This window comes from Streptomyces sp. NPDC053427, assembly GCF_044544985.1.
Lineage (GTDB): Bacteria > Actinomycetota > Actinomycetes > Streptomycetales > Streptomycetaceae > Streptomyces.
The window spans coordinates 348382-365509 of record NZ_JBITYA010000008.1 but is presented as its reverse complement, the minus strand read 5'-3'; the positions used below and the strand labels follow the sequence as shown (position 1 = coordinate 365509).

The following is a 17128-nucleotide window of genomic DNA, read 5'->3' as shown; positions in this document are numbered from 1 at the left end:
CGTCCGTCACTCCGTCGCCCCGGTCCGGGCGCCGATCGCCGACCGGGGTGCGCTACTGGGCCGGTAAGCACCGTTTCGGCTCGAAGAGCTCAGCGAGCCCAGCGAGCCCAGTAAGGGAGTCACCATGGCGAAGGCGCAGAACCGCAAGCCGGGCAAGGACCGCGCCCCGGAGCGGCGCACCGGCCGCGAGCGGGACCAGAGCATGCCGGAGGAGTCGGCCGCCGAGCGGACCCAGGACCTCAAGCTCCCCTCGCGGGAGGCCTGACGGACGGGTGAGGGCCCCGACGGCCGGACGGCCGCCGCACCGTGGGGTGCGGCGGCCGTCTTCCGTTGCCCGGGTGCTCAGTGACCCTGGTGCGGCGGGTAGGGGGCGGGGGGCGGGCCGAAGCCGCCGGGCGCGCCCTGTCCGGGGGGCACGGGCCCGGCCTGTCCGTAGGGCGCGGCCTGTCCGTACGGTGCGGCCTGTCCGTAGGGCGCAGGCTGTCCGTACGTGGCGCCCTGCCCGTACGGGGCGCCCTGCGGCAGCCGACCGCCCTCGTCGCCCTCGGGCTCCCGCTCGTCCTCGTCCGGCACCAGGTCCCGCACCAGCAGCGTCGCCCCCGCCACCGCGCCCGGCATCAGCACCACCGCGATGAACGGGATCAGGAACAGCAGCACGATCGGGGTGCCGAAGCCGACGGCCAGCGCCTTGCGGCCGCGCAGCAGCCGCAGCCGCTCGGTGACCGGGACGTCGCGGCGCTGCATCGCCACCGAGGTCAGCTCGACGGCGAGGAAGAATCCGTTGACGCAGAAGCCGATCACCGGGATCACGGTCTGGCCGATGAACGGCACGAACCCGAGCGCGAACAGCAGGATCCCGAACCCGGCGGCCCGCAGCAGCACATGGACGCTGTCGCGCAGTGCGATCCAGATCTCCTGCCACATCGGCCGGTCCGGGCCCGGCGGGCAGTGCCCCTCGCTCTTTTCGACCTGCTCCGACAGCGACTCGTAGAAGGGGTCGCCGATCACCAGCGTGACGGCGGTGAAGGTCAGCACGGACAGCATCAGCGCACCCGCGAACAGCAACGCGACGAAGAGCCCGCGCAGCAGGCCCTGCCAGGGCGAGCCCCAGCCGTCGGCGAACGGCGTCGCCCAGGCGGCGATGTCGCCGGACCAGAGGGCGAGCACGGTGAGCACTGCGCCGTACAGCACCAGGGTGATCAGCGCGGGGATCAGCCCGAACCCCCACCACCGGCCGTGGCCGGCGACCCAGCGCTGCCCTCTGCCCAGATACCGTATCCCCGCTACAAGATCACGCATACGGCACAGCCTAACGGCGTCCGGCGGGGCGTTCGCACGCCCGTGCCGGATGGTTACGCAGGCGTGCCCGGCCCTTCACACCGCGCCGCCCCGGGCCCTCACGCCTCGCCGGCCAGCCGCCCCAACTGCCCCTGGAGCCGATCGAGTCGGGCCTGCATCGCGGTCGCCTCGGCGGCGGGCCCGGGGACGCGGCGGGCGGCCGGGCGCCCGCCCGCCGCGCCGTCGGCCCGTGCCTCCCGGTGGCCGGGCACCACCCGCAGCCGGCCGCCGCCGATCCGCACGAAGTCCTCGAAGCTCACCTCGCCGCGCCCGGCCGCACAGCCCTTGCAGGCCCCGGCCAGCGCCCGCCACCCGGTCCGCCCCCAGCCCGCGTCGACGAAGACCTCCGGCGGCAGCCCGCAGCCGCACGGCCCGATGCGCGCCACCCGTACCCGCTGGCGCGCATAGCGCATCCCGCGCTCGAAGCGGATGTACGCGCCGAGCACCGTGACCTCCAGGATCGCCGCCCGGCGGTGCGCGCCCACCCGGGCCAGGGCCTGCGCCGCGGCGAGCGTGTGCAGACAGTAGAAGCCGCAGTCGCAGCGCAGGGCCGGGCAGCGGTGCCGCCGGCCGTACATGCAGCGCGCCTCGTCGAGCACGCCGTAGGGCTGCGCCCCGCCGATCGAGACCCCGGCGAACCCGATCCGGCCGCAGTCCTCGGACAGCACCGGGTTGGCGAGCTTGTATCCCTGGGGCGGCTCGGCCGGGCGCTCCCTCGGCAGCCGCAGCCTCATCGGGCGGCCAGCGCGCCGGCGAAGCGCGCGCCCGGGTCCCCGGTCCCGCCGACCGTCACCTCGTCCAGCGGCTCGACGGCCGCCCATGCCCCGGCCCCCCACTCCTCGGCCAGCGGCTCGCCGGCCTGTGGTTCTGCTTCCTCCGCGATGCCGACAGCGAGCGGTTTGCCCAGCCTCATGCCGCCTCCCGGCGCGGTTGGTGAACACCGTCCCCGCCATGGTGGCCCACCCCGGCCCCCTTGGCACCAGCGCAAAGCGGCCGCCGTCCCCGCGCCCGGAGCAGGCGCCGTTCCGCGCCCGCGCAGGCATCGGGCACCGCCGCGGACATGCCGACGGCCCGGCGGGTCTTCCCACCGGGCCGTCGGGCGATGCGGCGTCAGTTGTGGCTGTGCAGGATCTCGTTCAGACCGCCCCAGACCGCCTTGTTCGGACGGGCCTCGACGGTGCCGGTGGTGGAGTTGCGGCGGAAGAGGATGTTGTCGGCGCCGGAGAGCTCCAGCGCCTTGACGATCTGGCCGTCGGGCAGCGTGACGCGGGTGCCCGCGGTCACGTACAGACCGGCCTCGACCACGCACTCGTCGCCCAGCGCGATACCGATACCGGACTCCGCGCCGAGCAGGCAGCGCTCGCCGATCGAGATGATCTGCTTGCCGCCGCCGGACAGGGTGCCCATGGTGGAGGCGCCACCGCCGATGTCGGTGCCGTCGCCGATGAGGACGCCCGCGCTGATCCGGCCCTCGACCATGGAGGTGCCCAGCGTCCCGGCGTTGAAGTTGACGAAGCCCTCGTGCATGACGGTGGTGCCGGCCGCGAGGTGGGCGCCCAGCCGCACCCGGTCGGCGTCGCCGATGCGCACGCCGGTGGGCGCCACGTAGTCGGTCATCCGCGGGAACTTGTCGATGCTGGTGACCATCAGGTGCAGTCCCTCGGCGCGGGCGTTGAGCCGCACCGACTCCACCTGGTCGACGGCCACCGGGCCGAGCGAGGTCCAGGCGACGTTCGCCAGCAGGCCGAACATGCCCTCCAGGCTCTGCCCGTGCGGCTTGACCAGCCGGTGGCTGAGGAGGTGCAGGCGCAGGTAGACGTCGTGCGCATCCAGCGGCTTGTCGTCGAGCGAGGTGATGACCGTACGGACGGCCACGACCTCCACGTCACGGACCGGGTCGGGACCGATCGCCTTGAGGACGGCGGCGCCCAGCAGATCCTTGGCGCGCTCGTCCTCCAGCCGCTCGGTGCCGGCCGGACCGAAGTCCTCGGCGGGCGCAGCGACCAGCTCGGGCGCCGGGAACCAGGTGTCGAGAACGGTGCCGTCGGAGGCGACGGTGGCGAGCCCGGCGGCGACAGCGCCGGTCGTAGGGGAAGCGGAAGAAGCAGCATCGGTCATGCTCGAAACCTAACCGGAGCGCCCCCGCTCAGGCGAACCGGTCTCAGCGATCGGGCCCCGGCCGTAGGGTCGCACCAACCGCTTCGTAGGGCCCTACGAGCCGCGGCCGCCGCGGCCCGGGTCCAGCACCCCGGCCAGTCCGGCGCGCAGCGCGTCCGGATCGAAGGGCTGTCCGGTGAGCAGATGCTGGAGCACCAGCCCGTCGGCGACGGCCACCACGGCCCGCGCCGTCGCGAGGTCGCCGATCCGCTGCCCGAGCAGCTGCGCCATCTCGTTCAGGCAGGCGGCCGCGATGGGCCGCACCGCCGTATGCCGCAGCGCCGCCAGATACAGCTCGTACACCAGCTCCGTCTGTGCCCGGTCCCCTCCCAGGACGTCCGCCACATAGCGCGCGACCTCCTCGGTGAGCGGCACCGCCGGATCGATGCTCGCCACCCATCGCGCGAAGTCGGCCATCCACTCCTCGTCGACCTGCTCCAGCGCCGCGACCAGCAGATCGTCCAGGGTCCGGAAGTGGTACGTGGTCGAGCCCAGCGGCACATCCGCGGCGGCGGCCACCGCCCGGTGGCTGAGCCCGGCGATGCCCCGCTCGCCGACCACGCGGATCGCCGCATCGATGATCCGCTGCCGCCTGTCGGGGTCGTAGCGCCGCGCCATCAGTGCGCACCGTCCAGGTTCAGGGCCACGACCCCCGCGATGACCAGCAGCACCCCGAAGATCTTCAGCGCGCTGGTGCTCTCCCCGAGGAACGCCATGCCGATCGCCGCGATCACGGCCGTCCCGGCCCCGGACCAGATCGCATACGCGGTCCCGATGCTCATCGTCTTCAGCGTCTGCGCCAGCAGCGCGAAGGCGATGAGGTACCCCACCACCGTGCCCACCGACGGCCAGAGCCTGCTGAACCCGTCGCTGTACTTCATCGCGGTGGTCGCGAGTATCTCGGACAGGATCGCGGTGCCGAGCGTGACATAGACCATGCGTACGAGCGTACACAACGTTGTGTACGTGCGTACACAGCGACGGCGTGACGCCCACAACGGCGATACGGCCGTGCCCGCCAGAGTTTCCTGGCGGGCACGGCCGTATCGCGCCGATCGCTGCGGGGGATCTCGTCAGACGTTGAAGCCGAGCGCGCGCAGCTGCTCGCGGCCGTCGTCGGTGATCTTGTCGGGGCCCCACGGGGGCATCCAGACCCAGTTGATCTTCAGCTCGTTGACGATGCCTTCGGTGGCCGACTTCGCCTGGTCCTCGATGACGTCGGTCAGCGGACAGGCCGCGGAGGTCAGCGTCATGTCGAGGGTGGCGATGTTGGCGTCATCGATGTGGATGCCGTAGATCAGGCCGAGATTGACGACATCGATGCCCAGCTCGGGGTCGACGACGTCGTACAGCGCCTCGCGGACCTCTTCCTCCGAGGCCGGCTTGGTGGTCGTTTCCGTCATGCGGTCTTCGCCTCCTCGGAGAGGGCCTTGGCCGTGGCGTCCTTCCAGGCCATCCAGCTGAGCAGCGCGCACTTCACACGCGCCGGGTACTTGGAGACACCGGCGAACGCGACCGCGTCCTCCAGCACCTCCTCCATGGCGTCATCCGGCTCCAGCTTGCCCTTGGACTGCATCAGCTCCAGGAACGTCTCCTGGATCTTCTGCGCCTCACCGAGCTGCTTGCCGACCAGGAGGTCGTTGAGGACGGACGCGGAGGCCTGGCTGATGGAGCAGCCCTGCCCCTCGTACGACACATCTTCAATCCTCGCGCCGTCCAGCCGCACGCGCAGGGTGATCTCGTCGCCGCAGGTCGGGTTGGTGTGGTGCACCTCGGCGTCGCCGTCGCGAAGACCGCGCCCGTGCGGGTGCTTGTAGTGGTCCAGGATGACGTCCTGGTACATGGAATCCAGCTTCACGACTCAGTCAGTCCTCGTCCTCATCCGAAGAAGTTACGGACGTGCTCAAGCCCCTCGACCAAGGCGTCGACCTCGGCCGGGGTGGAGTACAGGTAGAACGACGCTCGCGTGGTCGCAGGAATTCCGTAGCGCAGGCAGACCGGACGCGCGCAGTGGTGACCCACCCGGACCGCGATGCCCTGCTCGTCCAGCACCTGGCCGACGTCGTGCGGGTGGATGTCGCCGAGCGTGAAGGAGATCGTCGCGCCGCGCTCCTCGGCCGTGCTGGGGCCGATGATGCGCAGGTCGGGGACCTCCAGCAGCCGCTTGACGGCGTACTCGGTGATCGCGTGCTCATGCTCGGCGATCTTGTCCATGCCGATCGCGGTGAGGTAGTCCACGGCCGCGCCGAGGCCGACGGCCTGGGCGATCGGGGGCGTACCGGCCTCGAACTTGTGCGGCGCGGGCGCATAGGTCGAGGAGTGCATCGAGACGGTCTCGATCATCTCGCCGCCGCCGAGGAACGGCGGGAGGTCCTCCAGCAGTTCCTGGCGGCCCCACAGGACGCCGATGCCGGTCGGGCCGCACATCTTGTGGCCGGTGAAGGCGACGAAGTCGGCCTGCAGCGCCTGGACGTCCAGCACCATGTGCGGGGCGGCCTGCGAGGCGTCGATGCAGACCAGCGCGCCCACCTCCTGGGCGCGACGGATGATCGTCTCGACCGGGTTGATGGTGCCCATGATGTTGGAGACCAGCGTGAAGGAGACGATCTTCGTCTGCTCCGTGATGATCTCGTCGATGTTGGACAGGTCGAGGCGGCCGTCGTCGGTGATGCCGAACCACTTCAGCTTCGCGCCGGTGCGCTGCGAGAGCAGCTGCCACGGGACGATGTTGGAGTGGTGCTCCATCTCCGTGATGACGATCTCGGTCTCGCGGTCCACGCGGTAGGGCTCATCGGCCCAGCCGAGCATGTTGGCCACGAGGTTGAGCGACTCCGAGGCGTTCTTGGTGAAGATCACCTCGTCGCGGCTCGGGGCGTTGATGAAGGCCGCGACCTTGTCGCGGGCGCCTTCGTACAGCGCCGTGGCCTCCTCGGCGAGCACATGCACGCCGCGGTGGACGTTGGCGTTGTGACGTTCGTAGTAGGCGTTCAGGGCATCGAGGACCTGGCGCGGCTTCTGGGACGTCGCGGCGTTGTCCAGGTACACGATCTTCTTCCCGTCGTGGACCTGACGGTCCAGAAGGGGGAAGTCCTTACGGATCGCCTCTGTGTCGAGGAGGCCCGGCAGCTGTGTCACGCGGTTGCGCCACCCTTCGTGTAAGCCTCGTAGCCCTCGGCCTCCAGCTTGTCGGCGAGCTCGGCGCCACCGGACTCGGCGATGCGGCCGTTCGCGAACACATGGACGTGGTCGGGCTTGATGTAGCGCAGGATGCGCGTGTAGTGAGTGATCAGCAGGGTGCCGACCTGGCCGGTCTCGCGGACGCGGTTGACGCCCTCGGAGACGGTGCGCAGCGCGTCGACGTCCAGGCCGGAGTCGGTCTCGTCGAGGATCGCGATGGCCGGCTTGAGCAGCTCCAGCTGGAGGATCTCGTGGCGCTTCTTCTCACCGCCGGAGAAGCCCTCGTTGACGTTGCGCTCGGCGAACGCGGGGTCCATCTGGAGACGCTCCATGGCCTCCTTGACCTCCTTGACCCACAGCCGCAGCTTGGGGGCCTCGCCGCGGATCGCGGTCGCGGAGGTGCGCAGGAAGTTGGAGACGGAGACACCGGGGACCTCGACCGGGTACTGCATGGCGAGGAAGACGCCGGCCCGGGCGCGCTCGTCGACGGACATCTCCAGGACGTCCTCGCCGTCGAGGGTGACGGTGCCGCCGGTGATCGTGTACTTGGGGTGACCCGCCAGGGAGTAGGCGAGAGTCGACTTGCCGGAGCCGTTGGGGCCCATGATGGCGTGCGTCTCGCCCTGCTTCACGGTCAGGTCGACGCCCTTCAGGATCTCGCGCGGGCCGTTCTCGGCGTCGACGGAGACGTGCAGGTCGTGGATCTCAAGCGTTGCCATGGGGAACTCAGGACTCCTGGGTGACGGAGACGAGCACGTCGTCCCCTTCGATCTTTACGGGGTATACGGGGACGGGGCGCGTCGCGGGAAGGCCGCTCGGCTTGCCGGTGCGCAGGTCGAAGCTCGAGCCGTGCAGCCAGCACTCGATCGAGCAGTCCTCGACCTCGCCCTCCGAGAGGGAGACGTTCGCATGCGAGCAGATGTCGTTGATCGCGAACACCTCGCCCTCGGTGCGGACCAGGGAGACCGGCGTGCCGTCGATCTCCACCCTCTTGGGGGTGTCCTCCTCCAGCTCGCTGAGCGCCGCTGCGCGTACGTAGCTCATACCGCGGACGCTTCCAGCTCGGCCTCGATCTTGCTCATCAGGCGCTCTTCGACGTCCGGGAGACCGATCTGCTGGACCAGCTCGGCGAAGAAGCCGCGGACGACCAGTCGGCGGGCCTCGTCGGCCGGGATGCCGCGGGCCATCAGGTAGAACAGCTGCTCGTCGTCGAAGCGGCCGGTCGCCGAGGCGTGGCCGGCGCCGACGATCTCGCCGGTCTCGATCTCGAGGTTCGGCACCGAGTCGACCCGCGCGCCGTCGGTCAGGACGAGGTTGCGGTTGAGCTCGTAGGTGTCCGTGCCGGTGGCGGAGGCCTGGATCAGGACGTCGCCGATCCACACCGCGTGCGCGTCCTGGCCCTGCAGCGCGCCCTTGTACGTCACGTGGGAGCGGCAGTTGGGCGCCTCGTGGTCGACCATGAGGCGGTGCTCCTGGTGCTGCCCCCGCTCGGTGAAGTACAGGCCGTAGAGCTCGGCCTCGCCGCCGGGGCCCGCGTAGTTGATGCGCGGGTGCAGGCGGACGAGGTCGCCGCCGAAGGTGACGACCACGGACTTGAAGGAGGCGTCCCGGCCGACCAGGGCGTTGTGCTGCCCGACGTGGACGGCCGTGTCGTCCCAGTCCTGGACCGAGACGACGGTCAGCTTGGCGCCGTCGCCGAGGAGGTAGTCGACGTTGGCGGCGAGCACCGCGTCACCGGTGTGGTCGATGACGACGACCGCCTCGGCGAACGCGCCGAGCTCGATGACCTGGTGGCCGAAGGCCGTGCCGCCCTCGCCGTGCACGGTGATCCGGATCGGCTCGGACAGCACGGTCTCCTTGGGGACCGTGACGACCGAGGCCTTCTCGAAGGAGCTGTACGCCTGCGCCGCGACCCGGTCCACGGGGGTGCCGGCCTTGCCGACCCGCGGGTCGGCGCGGTCGACCAGCTCGTGGGTGACGCCCTCGGGCGCGGTGATGTCGATCTTCAGGTCCGGACCGCCGGCCGCGGCGGAGCCGTCGTGCAGGCCCTTCAGACGCGCGAGGGGCGTGAAGCGCCACTCCTCCTCGCGGCCGTGCGGCACCGGGAAGTCCGCCACGTCGTAGGACGGCGGGGCGCTCATCCGAGTGGCGACGGTGGACTCCGCGGCCACCGCGATGGAGCCGGTGGTCGTGGAACCCGCCGGGATGTTCTGAGCCTCAGCCATGGCTGTCGTCGTGCTCGCTTTCTGCAATCAGGGAAGTCGGTCGCTGCCGGAGGTGCGGGCCGTCAGCCGACCGCGCCTTCCATCTGCAGCTCGATCAGCCGGTTGAGCTCCAGGGCGTACTCCATCGGCAGCTCACGGGCGATCGGCTCGACAAAGCCGCGCACGATCATCGCCATGGCCTCGAACTCCGTCAGGCCGCGGGCCATCAGGTAGAAGAGCTGGTCCTCGCTGACCTTGGAGACGGTCGCCTCGTGGCCCATCGACACGTCGTCCTCGCGGACATCGACGTAGGGGTAGGTGTCCGAGCGGGAGATGGTGTCCACCAGCAGCGCGTCGCACAGCACGTTGGACTTGGAGCCCGCGGCGCCCTCGCCGATCTCGACCAGACCGCGGTAGGACGTGCGGCCGCCGCCACGCGCCACCGACTTCGAGACGATGTTGGAGGAGGTGTTCGGCGCCATGTGGACCATCTTGGAGCCGGCGTCCTGGTGCTGGCCCTCGCCCGCGAAGGCGATGGACAGGGTCTCGCCCTTGGCGTGCTCGCCCATCAGGTAGACGGCCGGGTACTTCATCGTCACCTTGGAGCCGAGGTTGCCGTCGACCCACTCCATGGTCGCGCCCTCGTAGGCGACGGCGCGCTTGGTGACCAGGTTGTAGACGTTGTTCGACCAGTTCTGGATGGTCGTGTAGCGGCAGCGGCCGCCCTTCTTGACGATGATCTCCACGACCGCGGAGTGCAGCGAGTCCGACTTGTAGATCGGCGCCGTGCAGCCCTCGACGTAGTGGACGTAGGCGTCCTCGTCGACGATGATCAGCGTCCGCTCGAACTGGCCCATGTTCTCGGTGTTGATCCGGAAGTAGGCCTGCAGCGGGATGTCGACGTGGACACCCTTGGGGACGTAGATGAACGAGCCGCCGGACCACACCGCGGTGTTCAGCGACGCGAACTTGTTGTCGCCGACCGGGATGACCGTGCCGAAGTACTCCTGGAAGAGCTCCGGGTGCTCCTTGAGCGCGGTGTCGGTGTCCAGGAAGATGACGCCCTGCTCCTCCAGGTCCTCGCGGATCTGGTGGTAGACGACCTCGGACTCGTACTGCGCGGCGACACCGGCGACCAGGCGCTGCTTCTCCGCCTCGGGGATGCCGAGCTTGTCGTAGGTGTTCTTGATGTCCTCGGGCAGGTCCTCCCAGGAGGCGGCCTGCTGCTCGGTGGAGCGGACGAAGTACTTGATGTTGTCGAAGTCGATGCCCGACAGGTCCGAGCCCCAGTTCGGCATGGGCTTCTTGTCGAACAGCTTCAGACCCTTGAGGCGGAGCTTGAGCATCCACTCCGGCTCGTTCTTCTTCCCCGAGATGTCGCGGACGACGGCCTCGGAAAGACCGCGCTTGGCGGAGGCGCCGGCCACGTCGGAGTCGGCCCAGCCGTATTCGTACTTGCCCAGGCCCTCGAGCTCAGGGTGAGCAGTCTCCGTGGGGAGCGTCATGCGGGGTTCCTCCCGGCCGTGCTTGCAGATGCTGTGGTGGTCTTTGTGGTGCGCTCACCGCTGCGGTGAGCCGCCTTGCCGGCCCCGGCCTTCGGGATGAAGGTCGTACACACTCCGTCGCCGTGGGCGATGGTGGCAAGACGCTGTACGTGCGTCCCGAGCAAACGGGAGAAGACCTCGGTCTCCGCCTCGCACAGCTGCGGGTACTGCTCGGCGACATGGGCGACCGGGCAATGGTGCTGGCAGAGCTGTTCACCGAGCTGAGGGTTGGGCGCGCTGCGGGCCGTAGCAGCGTACCCGTCCGCGGTCAATGCCTCGGCAAGGGCCCGGGTACGAGCCTCCGGCTCGGCGGCCTCGACGGCCTCGCGGTAGCCCTTGGCCTGGGCCGCGAGCCGCGCGCGGGCGAACGCCGCGACCGCCGCCTCGCCCATGGCGCCGCCGCCCGCGGACTGCGCGATCCAGCGCAGCGCGTCCGAGGCCAGCTGGTCGTAGGCCTGGTCGAAGGCGTCCCGGCCGCAGTCGGTGAGGGCGAAGGCCTTGGCGGGGCGGCCGCGGCCGCGCGCGCCGTAGACCCGCTTCTCACGGGGCTCGACGACACCCTCGGCGGCCAGTGCGTCCAGATGGCGGCGGACCGCCGCCTGGGTGAGCTCCAGGCGCAGCGCCAGCTCGGCCGCGGTGGACGGGCCGTGGTCGAGGATGGAGCGGGCGACGCGGTTGCGGGTGCCCTGCTGCTCGTCGTGTGCCGACGGGGCGGGATGAGCGGGCCGCGGGACCGGGGAGGCCTCGGGCGCGGCCGGGGCCGGCCCGGCGGTCGGCTCGACCGCGGGTCCTCCCTGATCCTCGCTCGGGTTTTTCACAACGCCATTGTTGCGTAATTCCTCAGAGCGATTCAACCCATGTCCGGATGACGGACTGGTGGTCTCCGTCACTTAGGGTCACCTATCTTCCGGTCCGGCCGTGGCTGAACCCGAGCCCCCGCGCACCGGCACCCGGCGCCCGCTCCGTAAACTGCCCGCCATGCGAAGCGAGCCTGCCGTCGAGGTCGTCGGCCTGGTCAAGCGATACGGGACCAAGACCGCCGTCGACGGGCTCGATCTGACCGTCGCGCGCGGCGCGGTGACCGCCGTGCTCGGCCCCAACGGCGCCGGCAAGACCACCACCGTGGAAACCTGCGAGGGATACCGCCGTCCGGACGAGGGCACGGTCCGCGTCCTGGGCCTGGACCCCGTCGCCGAGGCCGCCGCGCTGCGCCCCCGGATCGGCGTCATGCTCCAGTCCGGCGGGGTCTATCCGGGCGCCCGCGCCGAGGAAATGCTGCGGCACACCGCCACCCTGCACGCCCATCCCCTCGACGTCGGCACGCTCATCGACCGGCTCGGCCTGGGCAGCTGCGGCCGTACGCCCTACCGGCGGCTGTCCGGCGGCCAGCAGCAGCGGCTCGCGCTGGCGATGGCCGTCGTCGGCCGCCCCGAGCTGGTCTTCCTCGACGAGCCCACCGCCGGCCTCGATCCGCAGGCCCGGCACGCCACCTGGGACCTCGTCCGGGAACTGCGCACCGACGGCGTGAGCACCGTCCTGACCACCCACTTCATGGACGAGGCCGAGCAGCTCGCCGACGATGTCGCGATCATCGACGGCGGCCGGGTCATCGCCCAGGGCAGCCCGGACGAGCTGTGCCGGGGCGGCGCGGAGAACAGCCTGCGCTTCACCGGCCGGCCGGGCCTCGACGTCGCCTCCCTGCTCAAGGCGCTACCCGCCGACAGCGCCGCCACCGAACCGACCCCGGGCACCTACCGCGTCAACGGCAAGGTCGACCCCCAGCTCCTGGCCACCGTCGCCTCCTGGTGCGCACAGAACGGCGTCATGCCCGACGCGATAGCCGTCGAACGGCACACCCTGGAGGACGTATTCCTGGAGCTGACCGGCAAGGAGCTGCGCGTATGACCGCCACCGAGGCCGCCACGGGCACCGCCGCCGGCACGTTCACCCCGCGCCCCGGCGCCGCGCCGCTGCCCCGGATGATCCGCGCGCAGGCCGCCCTGGAAACCAGGATGCTGCTGCGCAACGGCGAGCAGCTGCTGCTCACGGTCGTCATCCCCACCCTCCTGCTGGTGCTCTTCTCCGCCGTCGACATCGTCGACACGGGTGCGGGCAGCGCCGTCGACTTCCTGGCGCCCGGCGTCCTCGCCCTCGCCGTGCTGTCCACCGCCTTCACCGGCCAGGCCATCGCCACCGGCTTCGAGCGGCGCTACGGGGTGCTCAAGCGGCTCGGCGCCTCGCCGCTGCCGCGCTGGGGGCTGATGGCCGCCAAGACCTGCGCGGTACTGGTCACCGAGGTGTTCCAGGTGGCGCTGCTGACGGCGGTCGCCTTCGCCCTGGACTGGTCCCCGCACGGCAACCTGCCGGCGGTCGTCCTGCTGCTCCTGGCGGGCACCGCGGCGTTCTCCGGCCTCGGCCTGCTGATGGCCGGCACGCTCAAGGCGGAGGCCACGCTCGCCGCCGCCAACCTGGTCTTCCTGCTGCTCCTGGTGGGCGGCGGCGTCATCGTCCCGCTGACGAAGTTCCCGGAGGCGGCGCAGACGGTGCTCGGGCTGCTGCCGGTCTCGGCCCTCTCGGACGGCCTGCGGGCCGTCCTCCAGCACGGCGCGGGGCTCCCGCTGGCCGACCTCGGGATCCTCGCCGTATGGGCCGTGCTCGGGCTCGGCGCGGCGGCCAGGTTCTTCCGCTGGGAGTGAGCGCCCGCAGCTCCCGGGAGGACATGGCGGGACCCCTCGTGAAAGTTTGCACAAGCCGCCGCCTACGATGGCACCCGTGCCGAACACGCTGAATCCCCTTGAGCTGATCGCCCGCCACTGGCAGCCGTCCGCGCGCTTCGTGCGGCGGGCCGCGCTGGCGACCGTCGTCATGGCCGTCATCATCGTCGTGACGGGAGGCGCGGTCCGGCTCAGCCAGTCCGGGCTGGGCTGCTCGACCTGGCCCAAGTGCACCCCGGACAGCCTGACGCCGACCGCGGCGATGGGCATCAACGGCATCATCGAATTCAGCAACCGCATGCTGACGTATGTGCTGTGCGCGTTCGTCGGCCTGTTCATCATCGCCGCGCGCGCCCGGCATCCCCGGCGCCGCTCGCTCACCCGGCTCGGCTGGGCGCAGTTCTGGCTCGTCATGAGCAACGCCGTCATCGGCGGCATCACGGTCCTGTCCGGCCTGAACCCGTACATCGTCGGCTCGCACTTCCTCGCGGCCACGGCCCTGCTCACGGTCGCCGTACTGAGCTGGAAGCGGGCGAGCGAGGGTGACGAGGAACCGCGTGACGTGGTCGCCCGCCCGGTGCGGCAGCTGGCCTGGCTGCTGGTCGCGGCGACCGCCGCGCTCACCGTCATCGGCACGGTGGTCACCGGCACGGGCCCGCACGCGGGCGACGCCAAGAAGGTCCACCGCATCCCGCTGGACTGGCAGGAGATCACCCAGCTGCACGTCGACTTCGTCTACATCGTGGTCGGGCTGAGCGTCGCGCTGTGGTTCACCCTGCGGGCCGTCAAGGCTCCGGCGGCGGCGCGCCGCATGGTCCTGGAACTGTTCGCCTGCATCGCTCTGCAGGGCGTCATCGGCTACGTCCAGTACTTCATGGGCCTGCCCGAACTCGTCATCGGGTTCCACATGCTCGGCTCGGCCCTGGTGTGGATCTGTGTGCTGCGGGTGGCTCTGGGGCTCCGCGACCGCGGTCCGCTCCAGGAGGACGAGCCCGACGGGCCCGCCCCCGCCGACGCGCACGAGGCGCTCGATCCTCAGCCGGCCGCGGCGTCCAGCCGGTAGACCCGCCGCGCCGTCCCGGCGCCGACCATCTCGGTGATCCGCCGCCCGTCCTCCGGGCCGCACATCCCCTCCTCGGTCCACTCCGCCACGACCCGCTCCATGGCGCGCAGGAACAACCGCGCCCCGGTGACGTACAGCTCGGGCAGCCCCCGGGCCCCCGAGGAGAACAGCAGCTTGCCGAACGGCGCCTGGCCGAGGGTCTCCTCGGGGCTCGGGCCCGCGTCCGCGTAGACATGGGCGTGCACCGCGGCCAGCTGCGCCGTCCGCCGGTGGTGCGGCGCCCCGGGGAGCAGCACGACGTCCGCGCCGATTCCGGTCGTGGCCCGCAGGAAGCCCGCCAGCGGCCGGGGATCGGGGCAGTGCAGTTGCACGGGCAGCCCGGTGGCCATCGCGCTCCACAGCAGATGCCGTACGAGCGCCGGCTCGCCGAGTCGCCCCCCGGGGCGGCGGCCGCGCAGCCAGCGGTCCGCGGCGCGCCGGACCTCGCCGGCCTCCGGGGCGTGGCCGTCGCAGTAGGTGGCGCCGGAGGCGAAGGCGGTGGCGTGCTGGGCCGCGGCGTAGAGGGCCTCGGCGGTGTAGCCGATGAAGGAGTCGACGCTGCCCGAGGTGTCGGCGACCTGTTCGGCGAGCGACTCCAGGCGGACGACCTCATGGGCACGGGCCTCGGCGGCGGCGGCCAGCTCGGCGGCCGAGGTCAGCCCGCTGGGGGCGCCGGCCTCCAGCAGGAACGTGTCGATGCCGGCGCCGCGCAGCAGCATCCGGCCGGCGAGGAAAGCGCCGACCTCGCGCCTGCGGGCCAGATAGCGGGCGGGCGGGCAGTGCGGCTCCAGGCCGAGCAGCGGGGGGCACCAGCGGCGTACCGCGAGACCGGTCCAGCTGTCGAAGTAGCTGGTGCCCGCGGGGGCCGGGCCATGGGCGCCGACCGCCGCGGCCAGGTGGGTCTCGAAGGAGCCGAGGCCGAGTTCGCCGTGCAGCGCGCCATGGCTGTGCTGATCGATGAGCGGGGGAAGTCCGTCCATCCGGTCCTCCTACCCAAGAGCCCGCCGGGCGCGAACGAGGCGTCGCGTCCGGTGGGCCTAACGGGCGAGGAGGTGGTGAGGTAGCGGGCTCCGCTTCCGGCGTGCGCCCCGGCGCGCGCCGCCCCGGCGGCCGTCAGACGTTGGCCGGGCCGCCCAGCTGTATGCCCGCCATCCGGGACCACTCGTAGCGGCCGGTGCGGACCTTGGCGGCGAGCTCGCCGTCGAAGTCGTCCTGGAGCGCGAGGCCGGACCGCTCCGCGGCGGCCTTGGCGGTGTCGAAGGTGTCCGCGACGAGGTTTCCCCACGCGCCGTCGGCACCGACCAGGGCGATGCGGGTGCGGCCGCGGCCGATGTGTGCGAGCTGGCCCTCGGCGCTGCCGCCGTGCGCTGCGGCGAAGGCGCGGATCTGCTTGGCGAGCCGGGCCGCCCGCTTGCCGGCCTTGCCCTCGACCGCCGTCGCGGCCTGCCCGTCCGCCTGCTCGTCCGCCTGCTGGGTGTCTGCCATGAACAGCATGCTACCCGCCGGTAATCACCTGAGGAAGAGGCAGCCGGCGGGTAGGCGCGGTGGCGGTCAGCGCAGGAAGGGATCGATGGCGACGGCCACGAACAGCAGCGAGACATAGGTGATGGACCAGTGGAAGAGCCGCATCTCCTTGAGTTTGGCTCCGGTGATCCCGGCCTTGGCGCGGGCCTGCAGGCCGTGCGCCTCCTTGAGCCAGAAGCCGCCGCAGACGAGCGCGACCGCGGTGTAGAACCAGCCGGTGTAGCCCAGGGGCTGGAGCAGCAGCGAGACGGCGACCATCACCCAGCTGTAGGCGACGATCTGGCGGGCCACCACCTTGTTCCCGGCGATGACCGGGAGCATCGGCACGCCGACCCGCTCGTAGTCGTCCTTCACCTTCATCGACAGCGGCCAGTAATGCGGCGGCGTCCAGAAGAAAATGACGAGGAACAGGATCAGCGCGGCCCAGGAGACCGAATTCGTCACCGAGGACCAGCCGATGAAGACCGGCATACAGCCCGCGATTCCGCCCCAGACAATGTTCTGTGCGGTGCGCCGCTTGAGGATCATCGTGTAAACGACGACATAGAAAAGCAGGGCCCCGAGGGACAGCATCGCGGACAGCGGGTTGACGAGGAACCAGAACCAGGCGGTGGAGCCGACCGCGAGGGTGGTCGCGAAGACCAGGCACTCGCGCGGCGAGACCATGCCCGTGACCAGCGGCCGCTGCGCGGTACGGTCCATCAGCGCGTCGATGTCGCGGTCGATGTACATGTTGAAGGCGCCCGCGCCGCCGGCGGAGAGATAACCGCCGATACAGGTCGCCAGGACCAGCCACAGATCGGGTACACCCTTGGCCGCAAGGAACATCACCGGCACGGTGGTCATCAACAGCAATTCGATGACGCGCGGCTTGGTCAGCGCGATGAATGCCTTGACGCGGGGCCCGAACGGCCGCTTTCCGGGACTCCCGGGAACCTGAGAGAGCGCCCCCGCAGGACGGGATTCGACGGCCGTCACGCACACCCCTGGAAGTAACGTCAGCGGCCTTTGCCGCAGAGATAAGGCCCGCAAGCCCGACCGGCCGGGAAGAGACGGCAAAGCTTGCGCTTACCACGCCACTTTAGACGTTGGGGAGAGAGCGATCTTCGCGGGGGTGGTGTCGTGTTGGGCGCCGCCCCCTGCCGTGGGGGCACGGGCTTTCCCGGGGCGGTCGCCGGGCGTTCAGGAGGCGAACGGCACCGCCGACCGGCAGTCTGGTCGTATGCCCGACACTTCCGGGCCGGGAACACCCGATGTCCTGACTTGGTTGCACAAAGCGACGGGGTCCCGTGCCACCACCCACCGACTGAGCACCGAAGACGCCGACTGAGCACCGGCTGAGCGCCGAAAACACCGACTGAGCGTCGA

General features: G+C 71.0%; 21 protein-coding genes. 4 read left to right on the top strand and 17 right to left on the bottom strand.

Annotation, left to right across the window (positions count from 1 at the left end):
- The first annotated feature begins 124 nt into the window (after window positions 1–124).
- The gene (locus tag ACIGWZ_RS24060; RefSeq protein ID WP_400067841.1) at window positions 125–265 is read left to right on the top strand and encodes a hypothetical protein; all 141 of its coding nucleotides are present in this window, start codon (window positions 125–127) and stop codon (window positions 263–265) included.
- A gap of 77 nt (window positions 266–342) precedes the next feature.
- On the opposite strand, the gene ACIGWZ_RS24055 is transcribed toward ACIGWZ_RS24060, so the two are convergent.
- From ACIGWZ_RS24055 to ACIGWZ_RS23990, 14 genes are all read right to left on the bottom strand, one after another.
- Window positions 343–1299 carry an EI24 domain-containing protein gene (locus ACIGWZ_RS24055; RefSeq protein WP_400067839.1) on the bottom strand — a complete coding sequence of 319 codons (957 nt, stop codon included), beginning with the start codon at window positions 1297–1299 and terminating at the stop codon, window positions 343–345.
- Window positions 1300–1397: 98 nt separating this feature from the next.
- Entirely contained in the window at window positions 1398–2072 is a 675-nt protein-coding gene (locus tag ACIGWZ_RS24050) for a hypothetical protein (protein WP_400067837.1), read from the bottom strand.
- Entirely contained in the window at window positions 2069–2251 is a 183-nt protein-coding gene (locus tag ACIGWZ_RS24045) for a hypothetical protein (RefSeq protein WP_400067835.1), read from the bottom strand. The genes ACIGWZ_RS24050 and ACIGWZ_RS24045 overlap by 4 nt, the downstream gene beginning before the upstream one ends.
- A 197-nt stretch (window positions 2252–2448) precedes the next feature.
- On the bottom strand, window positions 2449–3456 hold the full coding sequence (gene dapD / locus ACIGWZ_RS24040) for a 2,3,4,5-tetrahydropyridine-2,6-dicarboxylate N-succinyltransferase (protein WP_400067833.1): 1008 nt from the start codon (window positions 3454–3456) through the stop codon (window positions 2449–2451).
- Window positions 3457–3549: 93 nt separating this feature from the next.
- Window positions 3550–4113: a TetR/AcrR family transcriptional regulator gene (locus ACIGWZ_RS24035; RefSeq protein WP_400067831.1), complete on the bottom strand. Its 564-nt coding sequence runs from the start codon at window positions 4111–4113 to the stop codon at window positions 3550–3552.
- Window positions 4113–4433, bottom strand: coding sequence for a DMT family transporter (locus tag ACIGWZ_RS24030; protein ID WP_400067829.1), 321 nt, complete (start codon window positions 4431–4433; stop codon window positions 4113–4115). Before ACIGWZ_RS24030 ends, ACIGWZ_RS24035 begins: the two co-directional genes overlap by 1 nt.
- 135 nt (window positions 4434–4568) lie before the next feature.
- Window positions 4569–4898, bottom strand: a complete 330-nt coding sequence (locus ACIGWZ_RS24025) for a metal-sulfur cluster assembly factor (protein ID WP_400067827.1) — start codon at window positions 4896–4898, stop codon at window positions 4569–4571.
- Window positions 4895–5353, bottom strand: a complete 459-nt coding sequence (sufU, locus tag ACIGWZ_RS24020) for a Fe-S cluster assembly sulfur transfer protein SufU (protein ID WP_400067825.1) — start codon at window positions 5351–5353, stop codon at window positions 4895–4897. The genes ACIGWZ_RS24025 and sufU overlap by 4 nt, the downstream gene beginning before the upstream one ends.
- A gap of 20 nt (window positions 5354–5373) precedes the next feature.
- Window positions 5374–6630 (bottom strand): cysteine desulfurase, encoded by a 1257-nt coding sequence (locus ACIGWZ_RS24015; protein ID WP_400067823.1) that lies wholly within the window; start codon window positions 6628–6630, stop codon window positions 5374–5376.
- Window positions 6627–7391 carry a Fe-S cluster assembly ATPase SufC gene (gene sufC, locus ACIGWZ_RS24010; RefSeq protein ID WP_400067821.1) on the bottom strand — a complete coding sequence of 255 codons (765 nt, stop codon included), beginning with the start codon at window positions 7389–7391 and terminating at the stop codon, window positions 6627–6629. The genes ACIGWZ_RS24015 and sufC overlap by 4 nt, the downstream gene beginning before the upstream one ends.
- Window positions 7392–7398: 7 nt before the next feature.
- Window positions 7399–7716 carry a non-heme iron oxygenase ferredoxin subunit gene (locus ACIGWZ_RS24005; RefSeq protein WP_083104538.1) on the bottom strand — a complete coding sequence of 106 codons (318 nt, stop codon included), beginning with the start codon at window positions 7714–7716 and terminating at the stop codon, window positions 7399–7401.
- Window positions 7713–8897 carry a Fe-S cluster assembly protein SufD gene (gene sufD, locus ACIGWZ_RS24000; protein WP_400067819.1) on the bottom strand — a complete coding sequence of 395 codons (1185 nt, stop codon included), beginning with the start codon at window positions 8895–8897 and terminating at the stop codon, window positions 7713–7715. Before sufD ends, ACIGWZ_RS24005 begins: the two co-directional genes overlap by 4 nt.
- A 62-nt stretch (window positions 8898–8959) precedes the next feature.
- Window positions 8960–10381: a Fe-S cluster assembly protein SufB gene (sufB, locus tag ACIGWZ_RS23995; RefSeq protein WP_127150287.1), complete on the bottom strand. Its 1422-nt coding sequence runs from the start codon at window positions 10379–10381 to the stop codon at window positions 8960–8962.
- Window positions 10378–11238: a helix-turn-helix transcriptional regulator gene (locus tag ACIGWZ_RS23990; RefSeq protein ID WP_400067816.1), complete on the bottom strand. Its 861-nt coding sequence runs from the start codon at window positions 11236–11238 to the stop codon at window positions 10378–10380. Before ACIGWZ_RS23990 ends, sufB begins: the two co-directional genes overlap by 4 nt.
- Window positions 11239–11398: 160 nt before the next feature.
- Between ACIGWZ_RS23990 and ACIGWZ_RS23985 the strand changes: the two genes are divergently transcribed.
- The 3 genes from ACIGWZ_RS23985 to ACIGWZ_RS23975 all read left to right on the top strand — a co-directional run bounded on the left by ACIGWZ_RS23985 (window position 11399) and on the right by ACIGWZ_RS23975 (window position 14197).
- On the top strand, window positions 11399–12325 hold the full coding sequence (locus ACIGWZ_RS23985) for an ABC transporter ATP-binding protein (RefSeq protein ID WP_400067814.1): 927 nt from the start codon (window positions 11399–11401) through the stop codon (window positions 12323–12325).
- Window positions 12322–13116 (top strand): ABC transporter permease, encoded by a 795-nt coding sequence (locus ACIGWZ_RS23980; RefSeq protein ID WP_400067812.1) that lies wholly within the window; start codon window positions 12322–12324, stop codon window positions 13114–13116. The genes ACIGWZ_RS23985 and ACIGWZ_RS23980 overlap by 4 nt, the downstream gene beginning before the upstream one ends.
- 76 nt (window positions 13117–13192) lie before the next feature.
- Entirely contained in the window at window positions 13193–14197 is a 1005-nt protein-coding gene (locus ACIGWZ_RS23975) for a heme A synthase (protein ID WP_400067810.1), read from the top strand.
- Here the strand turns inward: ACIGWZ_RS23975 and ACIGWZ_RS23970 are convergent.
- From ACIGWZ_RS23970 to ACIGWZ_RS23960, 3 genes are all read right to left on the bottom strand, one after another.
- Window positions 14170–15216: an amidohydrolase gene (locus ACIGWZ_RS23970; RefSeq protein WP_400067809.1), complete on the bottom strand. Its 1047-nt coding sequence runs from the start codon at window positions 15214–15216 to the stop codon at window positions 14170–14172. The genes ACIGWZ_RS23975 and ACIGWZ_RS23970 overlap by 28 nt on opposite strands.
- A gap of 133 nt (window positions 15217–15349) precedes the next feature.
- A complete protein-coding gene (locus ACIGWZ_RS23965; RefSeq protein WP_400067807.1) occupies window positions 15350–15730 on the bottom strand; it encodes a hypothetical protein in 381 nt (126 codons plus the stop codon).
- A gap of 57 nt (window positions 15731–15787) precedes the next feature.
- On the bottom strand, window positions 15788–16744 hold the full coding sequence (locus tag ACIGWZ_RS23960; RefSeq protein WP_400067805.1) for a heme o synthase: 957 nt from the start codon (window positions 16742–16744) through the stop codon (window positions 15788–15790).
- Window positions 16745–17128 lie beyond the last annotated feature (384 nt).